Here is a 22,539-nt window from a genome sequence, read left to right on the forward strand (position 1 = left end):
GCGCGCGTCCCTGTTCGGGCGCGTGTTCGCGTTGACCGAGGTGGCTCGAGTGGTCCTGGCCGAGATCGTCTTCCCCGGATGGAATCCCGTCGCGTTCCACCTCGGCCCGCTGGCGGTGCGCTGGTACGGGCTCGCCTATCTCGCCGGCTTCCTCGCCGCCGGCGCCCTGCTCGACAAGATGGTGCGCGACCGGTTCCTGCCGCTCACCTCCGCGGCGGTGAGCGACCTGGTGGGATGGCTCGTGGTGGGGGTGCTGCTCGGCGGGCGCCTGGGCTATGCGCTGTTCTACGATCCGGCCATGTTCGCCCGGCCGCTCGACCTGATCAAGGTGTGGGAGGGCGGTCTGTCGTTTCACGGCGGCCTGGCCGGCGTCGTCGTGGCCTCGGTGCTGTTCGCGCGCCGCCGCAAGATCGCCTGGCGGCGGCTGGCCGACGCCCTGGTGCTGGCGGCGCCGGTCGGGATCTTCCTGGTGCGGATCGCGAACTTCCTCAACGGGGAGCTGTTCGGCCGCGTGGCACCGCCGGGCCTGCCGTGGGGGATGCGGTTCCCAACGGACCCCGCGGCGCTCGCACTCTCGCCGGAGCTGGCGCGTGCCGGAAGCATGAACTGGCACGACGCCTACGCGGCGCTGCGCGCCAGCGGAGGGTGGGCGGCCATCGCGGTGCAGGTGCCGCTGCGCCATCCGTCGCAGCTGTACGAATCCCTGCTCGAAGGCGCCGTGGTGGGCGCGACCCTGTGGACGGTGTACCTGCGCCGCCGCGCGACCCTGCGACCCGGCACGCCGGCGGCGCTGTTCCTGCTGCTCTACGCGGCGGCGCGGTTTCTCATCGAGTTCACCCGCCAGCCGGACCCGCAGTTCGTCACGCCCGCCCACCCGCTCGGCACGGTCCTGGGACCGCTCTCGATGGGCCAGGTACTGAGCCTGCTGCTGGCGCTGGGCGGCGTCGTGCTGCTGCTGTGGCAGGCCAGGGTCGCACCGCCCGCCGCCGCGCCGCCGCCCCCCTCGGCAGCCTGAAAGCGGCGCGGACCCGCCACCGCCGCGCCGCGCTGCGACCGGGCCCCTCCGGGCCCCGGCGGCCCTTGTGAATACTTTCACTCGTTGCTAGAATGCCGCGTCCTTTCCCCATACGACGTCTGCGGCGTCTCACCCTCTGGCCAGGGCCTGGATGACGCGTTCGACCTATGTGATCGCCGGCGGTGTGCTGCTCGGTCTGACCGCAGCACTCGCCGGCGTTTCGTTGGTCAGGGGTCAGGGCGCCGCGGCGCGCGCGCCGGCCGACACGGCGTTCAGCGCGATTCCACGGTCGGCGGGCGCGGGCTACACCAGCCTCGACGGCGTGCGGCCGGGCGGCGACTGGCCCAGACTGGGCCGGCTCAAGGGCCCGGTGCAGCCGATCTTCTACCGGCACGACGTCCACGCCGGCCAGTATCGCATTCCCTGCCTGTACTGCCACAACAACGCGGCCAACTCCTGGACGGTGAACCTGCCGTCGGAGAGCACGTGCATGGGCTGCCACCTCGTGACGTCGGCGCCCGACACGGCGGGGAACCCGAACGCCGACATCGCGAAGCTCCGGGATTTCTACGCCAAGGGCGTCTCGATCCCGTGGGTGCGGATCAACAAGATCCCGGAATACGCGCACTTCCCGCACATGCGCCACGTCGCGGCCGGTCTCGCCTGCCAGACCTGCCACGGCAACATCCAGCAGATGCCGCGCGTGTTCCCGGTGCGCAACGTGAGCAACATGGGCTGGTGCACGAACTGCCACATGGAGCGCGGCGTGACCCGCGACTGCACTGCGTGCCACTTCTAGCCGAGCGTCGAGGAGCGTGATGGAGCGCAGGCGGTTCCTGCAGGTGGCGGGTGCGGCCGGCATCGGGGTGGCCGCCGGCTGCTCGCCCGTGTCCGGCGAGCGCATGCTTCCCTACGTCAACGAGTCGGACGAGTTGATCCCCGGGATCCCGGAGTACTACGCCTCCACCTGCCGGGAGTGCCCGGCGGGCTGCGGCATCGTGGTGAAGACGCGCGAGGCCCGGGCCATCAAGGTGGAGGGCAACCCGCTCCACCCGATCGGCCACGGGCACCTGTGCGCCCGCGGCCAGGCGGCGCTCCAGGGGCTGTACGACCCCGACCGCGTGCGGCAGCCCTTGCGCCGCAGCGCGCGGGGTTTCGAGCCGGTGCCGTGGGACGAGGCGATCCAGGCGATCGGGATGGCGCTGGGCGTGGCGGCCACGTCGGGGCCCGAGCGCGTGGCGCTGGTGACCGGCGCCGACAGCGGCACGCTGGACGCGTTCTACGACGAGTGGCTCGCGGCGTTCCGCTCGCGGCGGCGGCTGCGCTACGAGCCGTTCGCCTACGAGCCGCTGAAGGAGGCCAGCCAGCTCACCTTCGGGGTGGCGGCGGTGCCGGAGTTCGACTTCGCGGCGGCGCGGTACGTGCTCTCCTTCGGCGCCGACTTCCTCGAGACCTGGCTCTCGCCGGTCGAGTACGCGCGCCAGTTCGCCGCGGCGCACCGCTGGCAGGACGGCGCGATGGCGAAGTTCGTCGCCGTGGAGCCGCGGCGCGGCCTCACCGGCTTCAACGCCGACGCGTGGATCGCGCCGAAGCCGGGCAGCGAGGGCCTGCTGGCGCTCGGCATCGCCGCGGCCGTGGTGCGGCACGGCAAGTCGGAGCTGTCCGGAGCCGAGGCCGACCGCGTCCGCGGCTTCCTGGCGCGGTTCACGACCCGGAGCGTGTCCAATGCCACGGGCGTGGCCGAGGACGTGATCGAGCGCGTGGCGCGCGAGTTCGCCGCGGCGCGGCCGAGCCTGGCGGTGGCGGGTGGCGTGGCCGGCCAGCACCGCGCCGCGACCCAGACCGCCGCCGCCGTGAACCTCCTCAACTACGTGGCGGGCAACGTCGGTCGCACCGTGCGCTACCACGCGACCTCCCCGTGGGACCGGGTCTCGCGCTACCGCGACGCGGTCGCCTGGGTGGCCGCGATGCGCGCGGGCTCCATCGACGTGGCGATCGTGCAGGGGCCCAACCCGGCCTTCTCGCTGCCCAGGAGCGTTGGGTTCGCCGACGCCTTCAGGAAGGTCGGCCTCAAGGTCGCGCTGGCGAGCCATCTGGACGAGACGGCGGAGCTGTGCGACTACGTGCTCCCGGACCTCACGCCGCTCGAGCAGTGGGGCGTCGTGGAGCCCGCCGCCGGGGTGCGGAGCTTCGTGCAGCCCGCGATGACGCCGGTCTTCGACGGCACCCGCCAGGCCGCCGACGTGCTGCTGGCGATCGCGGCCAGGGCGGGCAAGGCGGTCGGGCGCGGCGCCACGAGCGCGCGCGAGCTGGTGGCCGCCGGGGTGGCGCCGGGCGCGCTGGACCGCGCGCTGCAGCACGGCGGCGAGTTCGCGACCGCGCCGGCCCGGGCGGTGCGGCTGGTGCCCGACTTCGCGCGGCTGTCCTACCAGGCGCCCGCGTTCGACGGCGACGCGGCCGCGGGGCTGGTGCTGGTGGTCTACCCGTCGGCGTCGCTGTTCGACGGGCGCGGCGCCAACAAGGGCTGGCTCCAGGAGCTGCCCGACGCCGCGACCAAGATCGCCTGGCAGACCTGGGTCGAGGTGAACCCGGCCACGGCGGCACGCCTGGGCGTGGCGAACGGCGACGTGGTGACCGTGACCTCGCCGCACGGCAGCGTCGAGGCTCTGGTCTACCTGTATCCCGGCGTGCGCCCCGACGTGGTCGCGATGCCCGTCGGCCAGGGGCACCGCGCCTACGGGCGCACCGCCCGCGGCCGCGGGGCGAACCCGCTCGAGCTGCTGGGGGCCGACGCGACCGACGCCTCGGGGGCGCTCGCCTTCTGCTCCACGCGCGTGACGCTCGCCAAGACCGGGCGGTGGCAGAAGCTCGCCACCACCGAGGGCAGCCCGCGGCAGCTGGGGCGCGGCATCGCGCGCGCGGTGAGCGTGGCGGGCGCCCTCGCCGGCCGCGTCGAGCCGGGACCCGAAGCCACGCTCAGCGACGCGGAGCGCGCGGCCGTCGCCGCCGCGGCCGCATCGCAGCGCGCCCGCGCCGAGATCGGCATCTACGCCAAGCCCAACCCGAAGTGGGAGATGGTCATCGACCTCTCCCGCTGCACCGGGTGCCAGGCCTGCGTCACCGCCTGCTATGCCGAGAACAACATCCCCGTGGTGGGCGAGGAGCAGACCCTCCGCCACCGCGGGATGGCGTGGATGCGGCTGGAGCGCTACTTCGAGGGCGACACCTCGAGCACCGACTTCCAGGTGCGCCAGATCCCGATGCTGTGCCAGCAGTGCGAGCTGGCGCCGTGCGAGCCGGTGTGCCCGGTCTACGCCTCGTACCACACGCCCGACGGCCTCAACGGCCAGGTCTACAACCGCTGCGTCGGCACGCGCTACTGCGCCAACAACTGCCCGTACAAGGTGCGCTACTTCAACTGGTGGGACTACGGGCGCGAGCAGGATCCGTATTTCGCGTTCGCCGAGCCTTTGAACTGGCAGCTCAACCCCGACGTGACGGTGCGGACCAAGGGCGTGATGGAGAAGTGCACCTTCTGCGTCCAGCGCATCCGGTTCGCGCAGAACGACGCCAAGGTCAGGAAGCGCGACCTCGCGGACGGCGACATCACGCCCGCCTGCGCGCAGACCTGCCCGGCGGACGCGATCCTGTTCGGCGACGCGCACGACCCGGCGAGCCGCGTCAGCCGGCGCAAGACGGACGCACGGGGCTACCACGCGCTCGACATGCTGAACGCCAAGCCGGGCATCACGTACCTCGAGCGCGTGATCGCGACCGAGGGGGCCTAGCGCCGTGGGCACCGTGGCCGAGACGCTGTCGGGGGCCGCCGTCGCGGCCGAGCCGTCCTACGCCGACGTCACGCGGGACATCGTGGCGACGCTGCGCCCGCCGGGTCGCAAGTACTACGTCGGCCTGGGGTTGGTGCTCCTCGGCCTGGCGTTCGGCGCCGTCTCGTGGGGCTGGCAGCTCCGCTACGGCCTGGGCGTCACCGGCTACCAGCCGCCGATCTTCTGGGGCACGTACATCGCGTGCTTCGTATTCTGGGTGGGCATCGCGCACTCGGGCACGCTGATCAGCGCGATCCTGCTGCTGTTCCGCTCGACGTGGCGCACCGCCGTCTACCGCTGCGCCGAGATGATGACGGTGTTCGCGGTGATGACGGCGGGGCTGTTCCCGGTCCTCCACCTCGGCCGCGCCTGGTACGCCTACTGGGTCTTCCCGTACCCGAACTTCCGCGGCGTGTGGTCGAACTTCCGCTCGCCGCTGGTGTGGGACGTCTTCGCGATCTCGACCTACCTCACGGTGTCGGCCACGTTCCTGACGATGGGGCTGATCCCCGATTTCGCCGCCGTGCGCGACCAGGCGGCGGGCTGGCGCCAGCGGCTGTACGGGCTGGTGTCGTTCGGGTGGAAGGGGTCGGACCGCGAGTGGCGCCACTGGGGCAAGATGTACCTGTACCTCGCCGGCTTCGCGACGCCGCTGGTGCTGTCGGTTCACAGCGTCGTGTCGTGGGACTTCGCGATGGCCATCGTGCCGGGCTGGCACGCGACGATCTTCGCGCCGTACTTCGTGGCGGGCGCGATCTTCTCGGGCTGCGCCCTGGTGATCACGATCCTCGTGCCGCTGCGGAAGGCGTACCACCTGGAGCGCTACATCCAGGTCCGGCACTTCGACAACCTGGCCAAGGTCTGCCTCTTGACCGGCCTGATCGTGGCGTACGCCTACGGGGTGGAGTTCTTCATCGCCTGGTACAGCGGCAACCCGTTCGAGCGGGCGTCGTTCTACAACCGCGCCTTCGGGGACTACTGGTGGGCGACCTGGATCATGCTGACCTGCAACGTGTTCGTCCCGCAGCTGCTGTGGTTCAGGAAGATCCGGACCAGCCTCTCGGCGCTGTTCGCGATCTCGATCTTCATCAACATCGGGATGTGGTTCGAGCGCTGGGTCATCATCGTGACCGGGCTGTCGCACGAGTACGAGCCGTGGCAGTGGACGTACTACTTCTTCCGCTGGCCCGAGATCGGCATCCTGGTCGGCAGCTTCTGCTGGTTCTCGATGTGGTTCCTGCTGGCCATCAAGTTCCTGCCGGTGGTGGCCGTCTCCGAGCTGAAGGAGGCGGCGGCGCCGCCCCTGCGGGCGGGGGGCGCGCGATGAGCGCCGGGCCCGGGATCGTGGGGGTGTTCGGCCACCTGGACGCGACGGTCGCCGCGATCGAGCAGCTGAAGGCGCGCGGCTACGCCAACTACCGCGTGTACTCGCCCGTGCCCCGGCCCGAGCTGGCCGACGCGCTGAAGCAGAAGGTCAGCGCGGTGCGGGTGTTCACCCTGTTCGGCGCGCTGTTCGGCACCTGTTTCGGCTTCTTCTACGCCATCGCCACCTCGCTCGACTGGCCGCTGATCACCGGCGGCAAGCCCATCATCTCCTGGCCGCCGTTCATCGTGATCGGCTTCGAGACCACGATCCTCCTGGGCTCGCTCATCACGGTGGGCGGGATGTTCCTGCTGGCGGGCCTGCCCAAGCTGGGCCGCGCGCCGGGTTACGACCCGCGCTTCAGCGACGACAAGTTCGGCGTCGTGGCGTTCGGTGGGCCCGCCCAGCTGGCGGAGGCGCGCGAGCTGTTCGCGGCCGCGGGCGCCGAGGAGGTGAAGGATGTCTGAGCCGCGGGTCCAGGGTCGCGCGGCCGCGGCGGCGGCGCTGGCGCTGGCGCTCGGCGCGGCGGGCTGCACCACGCTCGACAACGCCATCGCCAAGGTGCCGTGGTTCACGACCATGCAGCAGCAGGTGGTGGTGCGGCCGTTCGAGGCGGGCGCGCTCGACAGCGGGGCGCAGCGGATGCCGCCGCCGGGCGCCGTGCCGGTCACGGGCGAGGAGGACTCGCTCGACATCCTGACCGATCTCAAGGGGCTCAGGAACCCCGTGCCGCCGACCGCGGCGTCGCTCCAGCGGGGGCAGCTCCTCTACGACAGCTATTGCATCGTGTGCCACGGGCCGGCGGGACATTCCGACGGCACGGTGGTGCCGAAGTTCGTGCCGCCGCCCGACATCACGCATCCGACGACGCAGCAGCGGAGCGACGGCTACATCTACGCGATGATCAAGCAGGGCCGCGGCATCATGCCCAAGTACGGCGACAAGATCCGCGACGCGACCGACCGGTGGAACGTGGTCAACTACGTGCGCAAGCTGCAAGGACTGCTGCCGTGACCAGAGCGCAGGGTTCGAGCGTCGCCGGAGCGCCGGGGCGGCGGGGGACGGCGGCGGCATGACCGACCACTCGCTGCGGGACGCGGTGCTCGCGAAGCTGGGGCGGCCCCTGCCCGGATGGCTCGTGCCGTTCCTGGTCGCGCTGGCGGTGGTCGGCGGGGGCAGCTTCCTGGTTCTGCTCCCGGGTCACGGCTCGGATCGCGCCTGGCACGCCTTCTTCGTGAACTGGCTGTTCTGGACCGGCCTGTCCCAGGCCGGCGTCGTCTTCTCCGCCTCGCAGATCCTGTCCAACGCGCACTGGAGCCACCCGGTCCGGCGCATCGCCGAGGCGTCGGTGGCGTTCCTGCCGGTCGCGCTCCTCCTGTTCGTGGTGCTGTGGTTCGGGCGGGTCCACATCTTCCCGTGGGTGGCGGCGCCCGTGGAGGAGTGGCCGAAGAGCTTCTGGCTCAGGGACTGGTTCGTGTTCCTGCGCGACGGGGCCGCGCTGGTCGTCCTGTTCGCGGTGAGCTTCTGGTACATGTACCACTCGCTGCGCCCCGACGCGGCACTCCTGACGTCGCAGTCTCCCGGGCGCGGGGGCCGGCTGTACGGCTGGCTGGCGCGCGGCTGGACGCCGGGCGCGGCGGACGAGGGCGCGCAGATCGCCCGTTCGCACGAACGGCTGGGGCAGATCGGCGCGGCCGTGGTGATCATCTACATCCTGGTGATGACGCTGGTCGCGTTCGACCTGGTGATGAGCCTCGCGCCGCACTGGCTGTCGAACCTCCTCGGCGGCTACCTCGCGGTGGCGGCGTGGCTCATGGGCCTCATGGTCCTCGCGCTCACCACCATCTTCTGGCGGCGCCACCTCGGCCTGGAGGAGCTGATCCCCTCCCGGACGATGCACGACCTCGGCAAGCTGTGCTTCGCCTTCACGGTCTTCTGGATGTACTTCTTCTTCTCCCAGTTCATCGTGATCTGGTACGGGAACATGCCCGAGGAGACCAGCTTCATGATGATGCGGATCGCCGTCGAGCCGTGGCGGACGATCGGCATCCTCATGGTCTGCCTCGTGTTCGTGATCCCCTTCTGGGGATTGATGGGCGTCAAGCCGAAGCAGACCCCCGAGATCCTCGGCACGTTCGCCGTCATCTCGCTGGTGGGCCTGTGGCTGGACCGCTGGGTGTTCGTGGTCCCGTCCATCGTGCAGTCGGCGTCGCGCGCGCCGCTCGGCTGGACCGAGCTGGCGGTGACGGCGGGCTTCGCCGGCGTATGGGGGCTGAGTCACGCATGGTTCGCCACGAGGTTCCCGATCGTGTCGCCGCGGCTGCTGGAGAGGATGGCGGCGGAGGGCCAGGGCCACCATTGAGGCGGCAGACGACCGGGCATCGGTGGGCAGGGAAGTTGCGAGACGCACCGTTGCGAGTGGCTGCGAGCCGTGAGCGCCGAGGGGTCGGTCCGGCGCTTCTCGGCGTCTCGCAACACCCTCACCACTGACAGCTGCGTTGCTCTTGCTCTCCGCGCGCCAAGTCCTACCTTTGAGCCCCAAATGGCCAAATACGTGATCGTCGGCGGCGGCCTGGCGGCCGCCAGCGCCATCGAGGGGATCCGCGAGCTGGACCACGACGGCGAGATCACCGTCGTCAGCGCCGAGCGCGAGCTTCCCTATCATCGACCGCCGCTGTCCAAGGGCTACCTCGCGGGGCGGGAACAGCTCGAGACCGTCCGCATTCACGACGCGCTGTGGTACCGCGACAACCGGGTCCGCTACCGGCTGGGCGTGGAGGCCAAGTCGGTCCACATGAAGCGGCGGTCGGTGACCCTGACGAGCGGAGAGCGGCTGGAGTACGACCGGTTGCTGCTGGCGACCGGCTCGCACGCCCGGCGGCTCGGCCTGCCGGGGGCGGACACGCCGGGGGTGTCCCTGCTCAGGACCGTGAGCGACAGCACCGCGCTCAAGGCGGCCATCAAGCCGGGGGTCAGGGTCGTGGTCGTGGGCGGCAGCTTCATCGGCATGGAGGTCGCGGCCACGGCGCGCGGCCTCGGTGCCGAGGTGACCGTGCTCGAGATGGGACCGCTGGTGTACGGGCGGTTCGCCGATCCCGCGCTGTCCGACTTCTTCAAGCGGATGCTGGAGAGCCACGGGATCACGATCCGCACCGGCGTCCGGGTGGCCCGCGTGAAGAGCGCCGGCGGCAAGGTGAGCGGGGTCGCGACCGAGACCGACGAGCAGCACGCCGCCGACGTCGTGGTGGCAGGGGTGGGCGCGGAGCCCAACACCGGCTGGCTCGCGAACTCGGGGTTCGGCATCGACCGCGGCGGCCTGGTGGTGAACGTGCGGCTCGAGACCAACGCGGAGCAGGTGTGGGCGGCCGGCGACGTGGCCCGGTTCCCGGATCCCATCACGCGGCAGCCCCGCCGCCTGGAGCACTGGGACAACGCCCTGATGCAGGGCAAGCAGGCCGGGCGCAACATGGCCGGTGCCGGCGAGCCCTACACGCACCTGTCGGCCTTCTTCTCGGACCTGTTCGACGTGACCGTCAACGTGCTCGGCGACACGGACAAGCCGGACGCCGTCCGCCTCGAGGGGAGCACCGACCTCGCGGCGCCCAACTTCACGGCGCTCTACGTGCGCGACCACAAGCTGACCGGCGCGGTGATCGTGAACCTGATGACGGCCAACCGCACCGAGGAGTTCGATCAGCTGCAGAAGAGCATCGCGGCGGGGGAGTTCGTCGAGGGGGCGTGAGGCGCCGCGGCGGGCCGCGCGGGCGGTCCCACGTTTCCCGAGCGCCCGGCGGAGTTCCGCCGGGCGCTCGTCGTGCCGGCGGCTAGCGCACCCGTTCGGCGAGTGCGCGGAGCGTGTCGGCCGGGACGCGCCCGCTCAGCGACAGCCACAAGCCGCCACGATCGAGCCAGCGCGCCCGCCCCCAGCCGTCCGGAGCCACGGTGAGCACGGTGTCGCCCGGGCCCAGCTCGTCCGCCGCCCGCGCCGCACGCTCCCCGGCCGGGGCGCCCGCCACGGCCTCCACGCGCTGTTGGTCGAGCAGCAGCGCCCGGCCCGCCTCGGTGTACGTCACCCGCACCACCTCGCCGGCGCTGTCCGCTCCGGCCACCAGCCGCCCGGGGCCGATCTGCACCCGCTCGATCTCGAGGCCGTCCACCAGCCGGATGGTGCCCCCGAGGCTCGCGACCGCCTCTTCGAGCGTCGCAGTGCGGAAGGCGGTGCCGGGCGCGGCGCCGCGCCGCGCCTCCTCCTGGGCGTGCGCGCCGGTCGCCTCCGGCTCGCGCGGGACCACCGTCAGCACCGAGTCGGCGCCGCCCTCCGCCACCGGCCGGGCGCGGCGATCCTGCGGGGCGTTGCGCTCCGCGGCCGGGGCCGCGGCAGGGGCAGGGGCCGCGGCTGCGACGCCGCCCGCCGCACCGGGAGCGGACGCCGCGTCCAGTGCCTTGGTCGGCTGCGCAGGCGCCTGGAGAGCGAGGTTGGCCGCGGCTCGGCCGGGCGGCTGGAGCCGCTTGTGTCCGAGGCCGGTGGACGTCCGTCCGGCTACCGGCGGCTCACCCTCGCCCGGCGGCGCCTTGGCCGCCGGCGGCCCCTGCGACCCGCGCCTGCCGCCGCTCACTGCCGGCGGCTGCGCCGCAACGTCCCGTGCGCGCGCGGTGGTCGCGGCTCCTCCGGCATTCGAGTCGACCTGCCCCGCGGCCCGCTGCGCGGCGGCCGTCGGGACGATCGCCGTCGCCGGGCCCTGAGTCTCCCGGGCGTGGCGAACCTCGTTGGCGAGGTAGCCGACCCCGATGGCCAGCACGATGATCGCCGCCCAGGCGAGCGACGTGGGATCGAACCGCCGCTCCGGCTTCGGGCGCGGCGGGCGGCGCAGCAGCGGCTCCACCGCCACCGGACGGATCGCCGGGCTCTGCTGCGTCGCCTCGTCCACGTCGAGCGCGGCCTCCTTCGCGGTGCGGGACACCCGCCTCGAGGCCTGAGCGGGGGCCGCGGCCGCGGGCGGCTCCAGCGCCCCCAGGAGGTCCGCGGACTCGGCCAGGAACCGCTTCGCCTCCTCGAACCGCCTGGCGCACTCGGGACAGGCGGCGATATGCGCCTGTACGGTGGCGACGTCCACCGCGTCCAGCTCGCCGTCGAGCAGCGCGTTGAGCCTGCCGTCGTCAATGTGCGACATGTTGCACCCGTCCTTGACCGTGGAACGACTCGACCAGGCGCCGGCGCGCCCGCGCCAGGGTCGTTCCGACCGATCCCTTGGCCAGGCCGAGGGCCGCCGCGATCTCGTCGTAGCTGAACCCCTCGGCCTTGAGTAGCAGCGCGGAGCGGTCCTGCTCGCCCAGCGTTGCCAGAGCGGCCCGCACGGCGGACGCCCGCTCGTCGCTCTCGAGAGCCGCGTCGGCCGCCGGCGCCGTGGTGCCGCCGACTTCGCCCTTCAGCAGCTCGAGCCTCCGACCGCGGCGCGCGGCCCGCCGCCAGTCCTCCCGCGCCAGGTTCAAGGCCACGGCGAACAACCACGGCCGCGGGTTGGCGGGCGGCGTCTCCAGCGCGCGGACGAACACCTCCTGCGCCAGGTCCTCGGCGCTGTCACGATCGCCCGTCCGGCGGTACAGCAGCCGGACGAGCGAGTCGTGATAGCGGTCGTACAGCTCGGCCACGTCGGTCGTGTCGTACCTCCGGTTCCCTCGGCGCGGCTCAGACGCCCCTGAACTCCCGCACCAGCGCTTCCAGCTGGCCCGTCCGCCACGCGGTCAGGCCGGTGGCGGCGATCCTGACGCCGGTGTGGCGTCCCGCCACGAGGACCTGGTCGCCGACGGGGAGACAGCGGGCGATCTCGGGCAGTGCGCGCACCAGCGCGAAGTAGGCGTCGCTGAACGGCGCGACCTCGACGACCTTCAAGCTGTCCCGGTAGGCCGCGTCCGTCCAGACGCCGTCCGACTGCACGAACAGGCGCCCGCCCACGCGGCGCACGGCGCTGCGGCCCGGGGCGGCCGCCGCCAGCTCGAGGGCGCGCGCACCGGCCACGTGGTCCGCGGCGTCGAGCGTCGAGACGCCGCCCAGGGCGGCGCTGGCCTTGGCGTTGGCGAAGGCGTCGCGCCCGGTCTGCTGCGCGGCCCCCGCCGCACCGCCCCGCAGCACCGCGGAGGCGGGCATCGGCGCCGGCTGGTTCCAGGCGGTCGTCGGCTCCTGGACCAGGTACGACGTGTACTCGGTCAGGATGCCGTAGCGCAGCCCCAGGGCGCGCACTTCCTCGACCAGGCTGGGCGTGGCGCCCTCGATCCGGATCTGGCGCGTAAGGTCCCCGATCCGGCGCGACGCCCACAGCCGGGGAACGAAGTCGTTCCCGGCGGCCGTCGCCGGGAAGGACGCATCGGCGGTGAAGCGCTCGATCCGGCCGTTGCGCTCCCCGGTCACGACCACGGGGCCCGATCCGGTGCCCCGGTAGCGGCCGAACACCACGAGCTCCTCTCCGTAGAACAAGTCGGGGAGGCTGGCCGGGTACGTCTGCTCGAAGGCCACCGGGCTCCCCGCCAGGCGCAGGTTCACCAGCGCGGGGTGCTGGATCTTCGCCAGCACAGCACTCATCGCGGTCTCGATGTCGGCCCCGGGCGGCACGTACTCGGCGCTGCCCTTGCCCTCGACGGCGAGCCGGTCGAGCAGGTAGGTGTTGACGTCGGTCCCGACGCCCACGGTGAAGATGCGCGCGTGACCGATGCGGCCGCCGGCGAGCGAGGCGATGCGCTCGGGCGACTGCTCGCCCACGGTCGGAATGCCGTCGGTGACGAAGACCACGATGGCCAGCCGCTCGGCCGGGGTGTCGGCGCCGAGCACGGCGTCGAGCGCGCCGGCGATGTTGGTGCCGCCGTCGGCCGCGAGACCGTCGAGGAAGGCGCGGGCGGCCTGGAGGTTGTCCTCCGTGGCCGGGACGAAGCCGTCGCGGAAGTTCACGACCCGGGTGGAGAAGGCGACCAGGCGGAAGCGGTCGACGGGCCGCAGCGTGGTGATGGCCTGCCGGAGCGCCGCCTTGGCCTGATCGATCTTCTCGCCGGACATCGAGCCCGAGACGTCGAGCACCAGCGTGAGGTCGCGCGGGATGGCCGGCCCGTCTTCGGCCGTCGGCGGGGACACGAGCAGCATGAAGTACCCGTCCTCGCCCCCGGGCGCGTTGGTCACCACGCTGGTGCCCACCAGGCCGCGCCGCAGGGGGATGAAGATCTCGACGTCGCCCGCGGCGTCCGGATCGAGCGTGATCTCCATCCCGGTGCCGGTGCGCCGCGTCGTCACCCGGTGGGTGGGCGAGTACGGCGTGCCGTAGGCGTCGGCATCCGGCACGCTCACGGTGTAGCGGAACGCGTCCGTGGGGGTCGGCGCCGGCTGGTCCAGGTAGCCGCGGCCGGCCGTGGTCGGCCGGTCGCCGATGGAATAGCGGAGCCGCAGCGCGTCTCCGGCGCGCTCGAGCACCTGGGTGTAGCGCATCACCACCTTGCGGGTCTCGCCGGGGTGGAGCGGGAAGATGCGCGCACGGACGAGACCGTGGCCCTCCAGGGTCAGCAGGGCGGGGTCGCGCAGGCGCCGCACGATGTCCTCGTAAATGCCCCGGGCCTGGTCCGCGCCCATCACCTCGCCGCGCACCTGGTCCTCGCCCATCCACAGGGAGAAGTCGGTGAACACCGCCTCGCCGGGGAGGGGATAGAGGTAGCTGCCCTCCGCGAGGCCGCCGCCCGCGTTCCGGAACTGCTCTTCGACCTCGACCCGGGCCACGCGGCCCTCGATGGTGGTGCGGACCGCGGAGCTGACCCGGACCACCTGGGACGGCAGTCCGGGTGGGAGCGGGCGCTGGATTTCGATCCAGCCCTGGGCCTCGAGCGCGCCCGCGGTGAGCGCGACCAGACCTGCAGCGACGGCGAGACGTCTCAACATGGGTGCTCCCGGTTGGGGTTCTGACCGGGAGACGGGTGGGGGAGAAGAACTTGCACAGCGGGTGAAGCGTGAGAGCTGAGAGGTGAGGCGTGAGAGGTTCAGGTGAGAGGTGAGAGGCAAGGACGTGAGAGGTGAGAGGCAAAGACGTGAGAGGTGAAGGAGAGAGGTGAAAGACGAGAGAGGTGAGGGGATTCCCCTCACCTCTCACGGAACCTCTCACTTCTCACTTCACCTTCTCACCTCTCACCTCTCACCTCTCACGCTTCAGTAGGTGAGACTGATCGTCCCCACATCCTTGTTCTTCCGCGCCGGCGCCAGCTGGAACACGCCGGGGTCGTTCTTGACCACCAGCGACGTCAGCTGCGCGACGCCCACGCCCTCGGGCGACAGCAGGGCGAGCTGGTAGAAGCCGTCCCGCAGGCCGCCGAAGCTGAACCGCCCGTCGGCTCCGACATCGGCCGCCGTCACCATGGACGACAGCACGGAGCCCTCGGACCGCGGCGCCTGCATGGTCGGATCGCTGCCCGACCCGGGCTCGTCGGCGATCAGCAGGGCGATCCGCCAGCCGGCGCCGCTGGCCGCGATCCGGCCGCTCACCACGCCGTCGACGTACGCCGGCCGCGCCGGCATCGAGGCCATCTCCTGCGGCGTCGCGGGCGAGAGGGAGCGCTGCCGCCAGGCCGCCTCGGCCGCGGTGTCGCCGGCCAGCCGGGCGAGGTTGACGAACCGCTTGGGCGCCTCGGCGCCGTACGCGAACCGCGCGGTGTCGGCCAGCGACGCCAGCATCCGCCGCAGGAACGCGGGCCGCGGGGTGCTGACGCCCGACATCGCGTACAGATAGGTGAGCGCGCCGACGCGCTCCGGGTGCCGGGACAGGAAGATGCCGGCCCGCGCCGAGTCCGGCTCCCACAGCAGGGCCTGCAGCGCCGCGCGGCAGCTCGCCACGCGCACCGCCGTTCCGTTCACCACGTCCTGATGCGTGTCCAGCCAGGCGGTGAGCCGGCGGACGTTGCTCGCGGTCCGCGCCGGCAGGTCGCGGCCCTCGCCGCCCGGGTGCATGCAGTCGTCCGCGGTGGTCGTGGGCTGGATCAGGGGCCGGGCCACGAGGCGCCGCGCCGCCGCGAGATTCTGGCCGGTGAGCAGCACCGGCGTGCGCGACGGCGCCGTCCGGTCGAGCTGCAGCGTGCTGGTCACGTTGACGTTGACCTCGCGCGCCCGGGCCTGCGTCGTGCTCCAGGTGGTGGCCGCGACGACGATCAGGAACAGCGCCACGACCCCCGACACGATCGCGCTGCCGCGCCGGTTGCCGGGGCCCAGGGACTGCGGCGCGGTGACGATGAGCAGCGCGCCGGCCAGAGCCATCGCGGTCGCGGCGGTCAGCACGTCGGAGGCGACGGCCCAGCCGGCCGTGGCGCCCGGCGTCCCGTTCGCGGCGTCCACCGTCAGCAGCGTGTAGAACGTGTCGAGGGTGCTGGACAGGAACCCGCGCGCCTGGCTCGACAGCAGGGTCGCGAGGGCCACGGCCCCCCACACGGCGAGGCCGCCGAGGGCCCCGTGCGAGATCCGCAGCGGGATGCGCCGGCCGAAGTCCTTCGGGCCGATGAACGACCAGATGCCGCCGAACACGATCGCGGCGAGGGCGCCCAGGCCGACCAGCACCCGCCGCGCCTTGTCGGGATTGGTGGCGAGGGTGTCGAAGGAGAAGACCCCGTCCACGGCGATCACCAGGCGGTACATCAGGAAGGCCATGACGAACGCCACGACGACGGTCGTGATGCGCCGCGCGGGCGACACGTACTGCGGCCCCTGGCGCACCAGGATGTCCGGGTGCATCACCACGATCAGGGCGATGGCCATGATGACCGTGGCCGTGACCGCCAGGAACGTCTCGGCGTTGGCCAGGCTGGTGGGCCAACGGGCCGCGCCCGACCACATCGAGACCGCGAGGCCCCAGCCGCGCGGATAGGCGAACCCGAACACGTCGCCGGTCGAGGCCGAGAGGTCCGGCGGCGCCGCGGCCGCGGCGCGCGCCAGCGCGTACAGCGCCCCGAAAGCGGCGAACAGGAGAGCAACCAGCACCGCGCGCCTGGCCTCACGACCGGGCGTCGATGGGTTGAGAACGGGCAGATCGGCGAGCGTCATGGTGACTCCGGAGCCTTCCCAGACGGCGTGAACGGTGGAAACGACGCGCGGAAAGAATGGGGTTTGCCGGGCCGGGCGTCAACCGTATAGCTTGTGCCCGGACCCGCGGGAGCACGGATGAACAGGGTGACCGAAGCGGACCGGCAGCTCGCCGAAGTCCGGCGCCGGCTGACGACCGCCGGGATCGCGGTGCTGGCGGTGTTCGCCGTCGGCGTCGTGGGCTACACCATCATCGGGCACGGGCCGCACCGCCTTCTCGACAGCCTCTACATGACGGTGATCACGCTGACCACGGTCGGCTACGGCGAGATCATCCCGATGGAGGGCAACCCGGCCGGGCGCATCTTCACGATGGTGCTGATCCTGTTCGGGATGGGCATCCTGGTGTACTTCGCGTCGACCATCACCGCGTTCTTCGTCGAGGGCCAGCTCGAACACGTGTTCTGGAGGAAGCGTATGCGGCGGGCGATCGCGGAGCTCGGCAACCACGTGATCGTGTGCGGCGCCGGGGTCGTGGCGGGCCACTTCATCGACGAGATGCTCAGCTCCCGGCGTCCGGTCGTGGCCGTCGTCCCGCAGGCGACCACGCTGCCGCCCCTGTCCACCGACCAGGAGCTGCTCTACGTCGCGGGCGACGCCTCGGACGAGGAGGTGCTCGCGGAGGCCGGCATCGCCCGCGCCGCCGGCCTCGTGGCCGCGCTCGAATCCGACCGGGACAACGTGCTGGTCACGCTGACGGCCCGCCAGGCCAACCCGTCGCTGCGCATCGTCGCGATGCTGGTCGACGACCGCAACGAATCGAAGCTCCGCCGCGCCGGCGCCGATGCGGTCGTGTCGCCGTTCCGGATCGGCGGCATGCGGATGGCCTCCGAGATGATCCGGCCGATGGTCGTGACCTTCCTCGACAAGATGCTGCGCGACCGCGACCGCAATCTCCGCGTGGAGGAGCTGCGCGTCGGTCGCGGCTCTCCGGCGATCGGCAAGTCCCTGGGGGACCTCGACGTCAACGCGATGCCGGGCCTGCTGCTGCTCGCGCTGCTCGAGCCCGGCACCGCCGCCTGGGCCTTCAAGCCGGATCCGCGCTCCCGCATCGCCGAGGGGGCGACCCTGATCGTCATGGGCGACCCGAGCGGCGTCGGGGAGCTCAGGGCCCGCTACGGCGGCGAGGCCTACGGCGCCGCCGCGACCTGACGGCCGGCCGGACGCCGCGCCAGCCATGTCCTGAGCGGGTCGGCGAGCGCGAAGCAGGCCACCGCCACGGCCGCACCCGCCAGCGCGTCCACCGCGTAGTGGAACTGCCCGTACACGGTGCCGGCCGCGAGCCCGAGGGCCACCGGCGCCAGGACGGCCGCGAGCCACGGCGCGTGGCGCCGCGCCATCAGCACGGCGCACCAGGACGCCGCGACGTGGGAGGACGGGAACGCCGTCCCCCACGAGGAGCCGCTCTCCAGCACGCCGCGGACCAGCCGGTCGAGGAACAGGTTCTCCATCGGGCCCGTCGGCGCCGGCAGCGCGTAGTACGGGCCGGCCACCGGAAAGACGGCGAAGCACAGGTAGCAGACGTAGAACGCGAGGGTGATGCCGAACAGCGCCCGCGCGCACGCCTCGCGCCCCGAGCGCAGGAACAGCCACACCGGCACGCCGATGATGATGGCGTAGTGGGCGAGGTAACAGGCGTGCAGCACCGAGGAGAGCAGCGGACTGGCGGAGGCCTGGTGCCACGTGACGCTGACCTGCCCGCCGAAGATCGCCGCCTCCCAGCGCTGCACCAGCGGGTCCCGCGCCTGCGCCCCGAGGCTGAGGACGCCCAGCTGCCAGTAGTAGGCGGGGATCAGGAGGTAGGGGTACCACAGGGAGATGGCGGCGCCGACGCGGCCCGCCGCCGGCGCGCGCGCCACGAGCTCGACCAGGGCCAGGGCGAGCACGTCGGCCGCCAGCAGCCACGGCCAGGCGGCGACCCTGCCCGACGCCGCCACGGTGGCCGCGGCCATCGCCAGGACGAAGCCGCGGCTGAGAACCTCCACGGGCCCCGCGCCGCGCCGCTCGCCTAGGCCAGCAGCCGTTCGGTCCGGTACCATGCCGCCGTCTCCGCCAGGCCGCGGTCGAGGTCGTGCGGCGGGTGCCATCCCAGCGCGCGCTGGGCCTTCGCGACCGAGGTCCCCCACGCCGGCGCCAGGAACTCCGCCATCTTGTCCGCCGAGACGACCGTGCGCCGCCCGGCGGCCGCGGCGGCCCGCCCGATCGCCCACACGATCGGAACGGCCAGCGCGCCGGGCACGGGCAGGATGAACGGTGCCCTCCCGCCCCGGGCGGCCCGCCCCACCTCGCGCGCCAGCCGCCGGGCGGTGACGATCTCGGGGTGGGCGAGATGGTAGGTCTCGCCCGGAGCCGCCGGCTCCAGGCCGGCTCGCGCGATCCCCTCCGCCAGGTCCGACGCGTACACCAGCGACAGCTCCTGCCGGCCCAGGCCGAACACCGGCGCGAATCCACGGCGCGCGATCCGGAACAGCCGCAGCAGCTCCCGGTCCCGCGGACCGTACACGACCGGCGGCCGGACGATGGTCCAGCGCAGCGCCGGGGCGGCGCGCACCACCTGCTCCCCGGCCAGCTTGCTGCGGCCGTACGCCGTGACCGGGCGGCAGGGCGAGTCCTCGGTGAGCAGGGTGCCGCGGCCGGTCGGGCCCACGGCGGCGAGGCTCGAGACGTGCACCAGCCGCACCAGGCTGGGCGCGGCGGCCCGCACGGCCTCGAGCAGACGGGCGGTCCCTCCCTGGTTCACCTCGAGGAACTCCCGCTCCGAGGCGGCCGCGGTGAGTCCGGCGAGGTGGTAGACCACCTCCACCCCGCGGAGCGCCGCCTTCAGGCTGTCGAGATCCTCCAGGGCTCCGGGGGCGGGGCGTGCGCCGAGGGAGGTGATGAGCGCGGCCTGCTGCGGCCGGCGCGCGAGGCAGACGACGTCGTCACCGCGCCTCACCAGTGTGGCAGCCAGGTGGCCGCCCACGAAACCAGTGGCGCCGGTGACCAGGGCCTTCACACGGCCCGGTCGTACACCCGGTAGGTCTTGTAGACGGTGAAGCCCATCCGCTCGAGCCCGTTGCGCATCGCGGCGTTGGTCTCGAGGATCCAGCTCGACTCGCCCTGCGGCATCCCGCGCGCGTGAGCGGTGCGCCACAGCCACTCGTACATGAGCGCGTCGGCCCCCGTCCGCCGGTACTCCGGGAGCACGCCCAGCGTGATGACGCGGGCGCGGTTGATCTTCCGCTGGTTCCACAGGATGCGGAACAGCCCGAACGGAAACAGGCGGCCCGAGCGGTTGGTGCGCAGGGCCATGTTGAAGTCCGGAAGCGCGATGGCGAAGCCGATCAGCCGCTCGCCGATCGACGCGAACACCACCAGGTCGGGGACGACCACCGGCTTGAGCTGCTTGGCCAGGTGGTTCATCTCCGCGTCGGTCATGGGGATGAAGCCCCAGTTCTTCTCCCACGCCCGGTTGTACAGGTCCTTGACCAGGGCCACGTCGCTCCAGAACCGCTTCTTGTCGAGCGGGCGAAGCGAGATGTTGTAGCGCTTGGCGAGCTTGGGTCCGGCCGCCCGCAGGCGCTCGGGCACGGACTCGCGCCCGCCGAAGTACGCCAGCAGGTCCATCGCCTTCGTGAACCCCGCCCGCTCGAGCAGCGCCTGGTAGGAGCGCGGGTTGTGCGGCATCATCACCACCGGCGGCGTCGTGAAGCCGTCCACCAGCAGGCCGCAGTCGTCGTTGGTGGAGAGGTTCATCGGGCCGCGCATCACCGTCAGCCGCCGCTCCCGCAGCCACGCCGCCGCGGCCGCGAACAGCGCGTCCGCCACCGCCTGGTCGTCCACCGACTCGAACATGCCGAAGAAGCCGACCCCGGCCTCCTCGGGATGGACCCGGCCGTGGGCGTCGTTCTTGATGGCGGCGATCCGGCCGACGAGCCGTCCCCCCGGGCGCTCGGCCAGGAAGCAGGCCATCTCGGCGTGCTCGAAGAAGGGATTGCGGGTGCGGGACAGGAGAGTGGCGATGTCCCGGCGCAGCGGCGGGACCCACAGCGGGTCGTCGCGGTAGTGCCGGTAGGGAAAGTCGATGAACGCCCGGAGGTCGGCCGCCGAAGCGACCGACCTCACGGTCACTGCTTCAGCGGTCAGTGGATGACCCCGAGTTGCCTGCCGACGGCCGCAAACGCATCGAGCGCGAACTGGATCTGGTCGGCCGTGTGCGTCGCCATCACGCTGGCGCGCAACCGGCACTGCGACGCCGGCACCGCCGGCGGCACGACCGGGTTGGTGAACACGCCTACGTCGAACAGCTTGCGCCAGAACAGGAACGTGCGCTCCAGCTCGCCGACCAGCACCGGGATGATCGGCGTCTCGCTCTGGCCGAGGTTGTACCCCAGCGAGCGCAGGCCGTCGGACAGCAGCTTGCTGTTCGCCCACAGGGCCGCACGCCGCTCCGGCTCCGCCTGCAGGATGTCCAGCGCCGCGAGCACGCCCGCCGTATTGGACGGCGGCAGGGCCGCCGAGAAGATGAGCGGCCGCGCGTGGTGCTTCAGGTAGTGGATCACGTACTCCTGGCCGGCCACGAAGCCGCCGATGGACGCCAGGGACTTCGAGAAGGTCCCGACGATCAGGTCCACCTCGTCCACGATCCCGAAATGCTCGGCCGTGCCGGCGCCGGTCGCGCCCAGCACGCCCACCGAATGCGCGTCGTCCACCGCCAGCGCCGCCCCGTAGCGGTGCGCCAGCTGCGCGAGCTTCGGCAGGTCCGCGATGTCGCCTTCCATGGAATAGATGCCGTCCACGATGATCATCGCGCCCTTGGGCCGGTTGTCGCGGCCCAGCAAGCGCTCCAGCCCTTCCAGATCCCCGTGGTTGAACCGCACCACGTCGCCGAACGACAGCTTCGCGCCGTCCACGATCGAGGCGTGGTCCAGCTTGTCGAGGTACACGATCTCGCCGCGCCCGACCAGACCCGACACCAGGCCCAGGTTCGCCTGGTAGCCGGTCGAAAGGACCAGCGCCGCCTCCTTGCCCACGAACTGCGCCAGTCGCAGCTCGAGCGTCACGTGCAGATCGAGCGTGCCGTTGAGGAACCGGCTCCCCGTGCAGCCCGAGCCGTAACGCTCCAGCGCCTGACGGGCGGCCTCGAGGACCTTGGGGTGGTGGGTGAGGCCGAGGTAGTTGTTCGACCCCATCATCACCTTGCTCTTGCCCCCGATCTTCACCACCGTATCCTCGGACTCCGAGATCGGGGTGAAGTAGGGGTACAGCCCGGCTGCTTGGACTTCGCGCGCCTGCGTGAAGTTCTTGCACTTCTCGAAGAGCGCTATGTGTTGCGCGATTTGGGTTGTTGCCACCGACCCCCCTGTAAGACACGAAGCTGGCATTGTACCGTGGAGCCGGGCAGGAGGCAAGTTGCGGCGCGCCTTGACATTCGCTCTCATGTTGGTGACGGCGCTGGCGGGCCGCGGCGCGGCCCAACCATCGTCAGCCCTCCGTTTCAAGGTCTCGCCGTGGCCCGACGCGGCCGTGCTGGGAGCCGCCGTCGGCGCCGCGCTCGTCCCGGTCGTCTGGCCGTCGGCGCTCCCGTCCGCCACCTGCGCTCCGTGCAATCCCGCGCACCTGTGGGCCGTGGACCGGTCCGTCGTCGGTCCGGTCCGGAAACTGCCCGACGTCCTCAGCGCGACGACGCTCGGCGCCGAGGCGGCGCTCGGCATCGTGTTCCTGGCGTCGTCGCGGCGGGGGGAGGGAACGGCCGCCTTCGCGGAGGACGCCACCGTGATCGCCGAGGCCGCAGCGCTCACGTCGGCTGCCACCGAATGGACGAAGGTCCTCTTCCATCGCCCGCGGCCGTTCCTCTACCTGCCGACCTCGACCGGACCCGCGACGGCCGACGACGGCCGCTCGTTCCCGTCCAGCCACACCAGCCTGGCCTTCGCCGCCGCCGCCGCGTACGCCTCGGTTCTCCACCGCCGCGGCCTCGCGGGCCGGAACAAGCTGCAGATCGTCGCGCTGTTCACCGCTGCGACCGCGACCGGCATTCTCCGGGTCGTCGCGCACCGCCACTTCCCGACCGACGTCGTGGCCGGAGCCGCGCTCGGCTTCGCCATCGGCTGGGCCGTCCCGGCCGTCCACGCCGCCCTGCCGTAGCCTCAACCGGCGGAGTCGTAGGACCAACTGACGGGCAAATGGGGCAGTTTGTCCTCGGGATGCGGACGACGGGGCGTGCGCCGCCACCGGGCCGAGGCACGCGGCGTGCAGCGGC

General features: G+C 72.3%; 18 protein-coding genes. 10 read left to right on the forward strand and 8 right to left on the reverse strand.

The features are described 5' to 3' along the window. Window positions 1-22 precede the first annotated feature (22 nt). The 8 genes from lgt to VMF70_13940 all read left to right on the forward strand — a co-directional run bounded on the left by lgt (window position 23) and on the right by VMF70_13940 (window position 9,947). On the forward strand, window positions 23-1,015 hold the full coding sequence (lgt, locus tag VMF70_13905) for a prolipoprotein diacylglyceryl transferase (protein HTT69113.1): 993 nt from the start codon (window positions 23-25) through the stop codon (window positions 1,013-1,015). 151 nt (window positions 1,016-1,166) lie between these two features. Then, window positions 1,167-1,814 carry a cytochrome c3 family protein gene (locus tag VMF70_13910; GenBank protein HTT69114.1) on the forward strand — a complete coding sequence of 216 codons (648 nt, stop codon included), beginning with the start codon at window positions 1,167-1,169 and terminating at the stop codon, window positions 1,812-1,814. Between the two features lie 19 nt (window positions 1,815-1,833). Further along, on the forward strand, window positions 1,834-4,803 hold the full coding sequence (locus VMF70_13915; protein HTT69115.1) for a molybdopterin-dependent oxidoreductase: 2,970 nt from the start codon (window positions 1,834-1,836) through the stop codon (window positions 4,801-4,803). A gap of 13 nt (window positions 4,804-4,816) precedes the next feature. Next, window positions 4,817-6,169 (forward strand): NrfD/PsrC family molybdoenzyme membrane anchor subunit, encoded by a 1,353-nt coding sequence (gene nrfD / locus VMF70_13920; protein ID HTT69116.1) that lies wholly within the window; start codon window positions 4,817-4,819, stop codon window positions 6,167-6,169. Beyond that, window positions 6,166-6,672 carry a DUF3341 domain-containing protein gene (locus VMF70_13925; protein HTT69117.1) on the forward strand — a complete coding sequence of 169 codons (507 nt, stop codon included), beginning with the start codon at window positions 6,166-6,168 and terminating at the stop codon, window positions 6,670-6,672. Before nrfD ends, VMF70_13925 begins: the two co-directional genes overlap by 4 nt. Next, on the forward strand, window positions 6,665-7,219 hold the full coding sequence (locus VMF70_13930) for a cytochrome c (protein ID HTT69118.1): 555 nt from the start codon (window positions 6,665-6,667) through the stop codon (window positions 7,217-7,219). The genes VMF70_13925 and VMF70_13930 overlap by 8 nt, the downstream gene beginning before the upstream one ends. Before the next feature lie 58 nt (window positions 7,220-7,277). Further along, window positions 7,278-8,567: a hypothetical protein gene (locus tag VMF70_13935; protein HTT69119.1), complete on the forward strand. Its 1,290-nt coding sequence runs from the start codon at window positions 7,278-7,280 to the stop codon at window positions 8,565-8,567. Between the two features lie 180 nt (window positions 8,568-8,747). Beyond that, on the forward strand, window positions 8,748-9,947 hold the full coding sequence (locus VMF70_13940) for an FAD-dependent oxidoreductase (GenBank protein ID HTT69120.1): 1,200 nt from the start codon (window positions 8,748-8,750) through the stop codon (window positions 9,945-9,947). Window positions 9,948-10,029: 82 nt separating this feature from the next. On the opposite strand, the gene VMF70_13945 is transcribed toward VMF70_13940, so the two are convergent. From VMF70_13945 to VMF70_13960, 4 genes are all read right to left on the reverse strand, one after another. Further along, window positions 10,030-11,376: a zf-HC2 domain-containing protein gene (locus tag VMF70_13945; protein ID HTT69121.1), complete on the reverse strand. Its 1,347-nt coding sequence runs from the start codon at window positions 11,374-11,376 to the stop codon at window positions 10,030-10,032. Continuing rightward, a complete protein-coding gene (locus VMF70_13950) occupies window positions 11,363-11,854 on the reverse strand; it encodes a sigma-70 family RNA polymerase sigma factor (GenBank protein ID HTT69122.1) in 492 nt (163 codons plus the stop codon). The genes VMF70_13945 and VMF70_13950 overlap by 14 nt, the downstream gene beginning before the upstream one ends. Window positions 11,855-11,891: 37 nt before the next feature. Next, window positions 11,892-14,117, reverse strand: coding sequence for a VIT domain-containing protein (locus VMF70_13955; GenBank protein ID HTT69123.1), 2,226 nt, complete (start codon window positions 14,115-14,117; stop codon window positions 11,892-11,894). Window positions 14,118-14,381: 264 nt separating this feature from the next. Continuing rightward, window positions 14,382-16,259 carry a hypothetical protein gene (locus VMF70_13960; protein ID HTT69124.1) on the reverse strand — a complete coding sequence of 626 codons (1,878 nt, stop codon included), beginning with the start codon at window positions 16,257-16,259 and terminating at the stop codon, window positions 14,382-14,384. A gap of 126 nt (window positions 16,260-16,385) precedes the next feature. Here VMF70_13960 and VMF70_13965 point away from each other — a divergent pair, with 126 nt between their 5' ends. Then, window positions 16,386-17,450, forward strand: coding sequence for an NAD-binding protein (locus VMF70_13965; protein HTT69125.1), 1,065 nt, complete (start codon window positions 16,386-16,388; stop codon window positions 17,448-17,450). On the opposite strand, the gene VMF70_13970 is transcribed toward VMF70_13965, so the two are convergent. From VMF70_13970 to VMF70_13985, 4 genes are read right to left on the reverse strand one after another with little or no spacing between them, the layout of a single operon-like run. Next, window positions 17,429-18,283 (reverse strand): phosphatase PAP2 family protein, encoded by an 855-nt coding sequence (locus VMF70_13970; GenBank protein ID HTT69126.1) that lies wholly within the window; start codon window positions 18,281-18,283, stop codon window positions 17,429-17,431. The genes VMF70_13965 and VMF70_13970 overlap by 22 nt on opposite strands. 23 nt (window positions 18,284-18,306) lie before the next feature. Next, on the reverse strand, window positions 18,307-19,293 hold the full coding sequence (locus VMF70_13975) for an NAD-dependent epimerase/dehydratase family protein (protein ID HTT69127.1): 987 nt from the start codon (window positions 19,291-19,293) through the stop codon (window positions 18,307-18,309). Further along, entirely contained in the window at window positions 19,290-20,402 is a 1,113-nt protein-coding gene (locus VMF70_13980) for a hypothetical protein (protein HTT69128.1), read from the reverse strand. The genes VMF70_13975 and VMF70_13980 overlap by 4 nt, the downstream gene beginning before the upstream one ends. A 17-nt stretch (window positions 20,403-20,419) precedes the next feature. Beyond that, entirely contained in the window at window positions 20,420-21,631 is a 1,212-nt protein-coding gene (locus tag VMF70_13985) for a pyridoxal phosphate-dependent aminotransferase family protein (protein ID HTT69129.1), read from the reverse strand. An 85-nt stretch (window positions 21,632-21,716) separates the two neighbouring features. On the opposite strand from VMF70_13985, the gene VMF70_13990 reads away from it, so the two are divergent. Then, complete coding sequence (locus tag VMF70_13990) at window positions 21,717-22,424, forward strand: phosphatase PAP2 family protein (GenBank protein ID HTT69130.1); 708 nt, start codon at window positions 21,717-21,719, stop codon at window positions 22,422-22,424. The last annotated feature ends 115 nt before the right edge of the window (window positions 22,425-22,539 follow it).

Source organism: Gemmatimonadales bacterium (assembly GCA_035502185.1).
Classification (GTDB): Bacteria; Gemmatimonadota; Gemmatimonadetes; order Gemmatimonadales; family JACORV01; genus Fen-1245.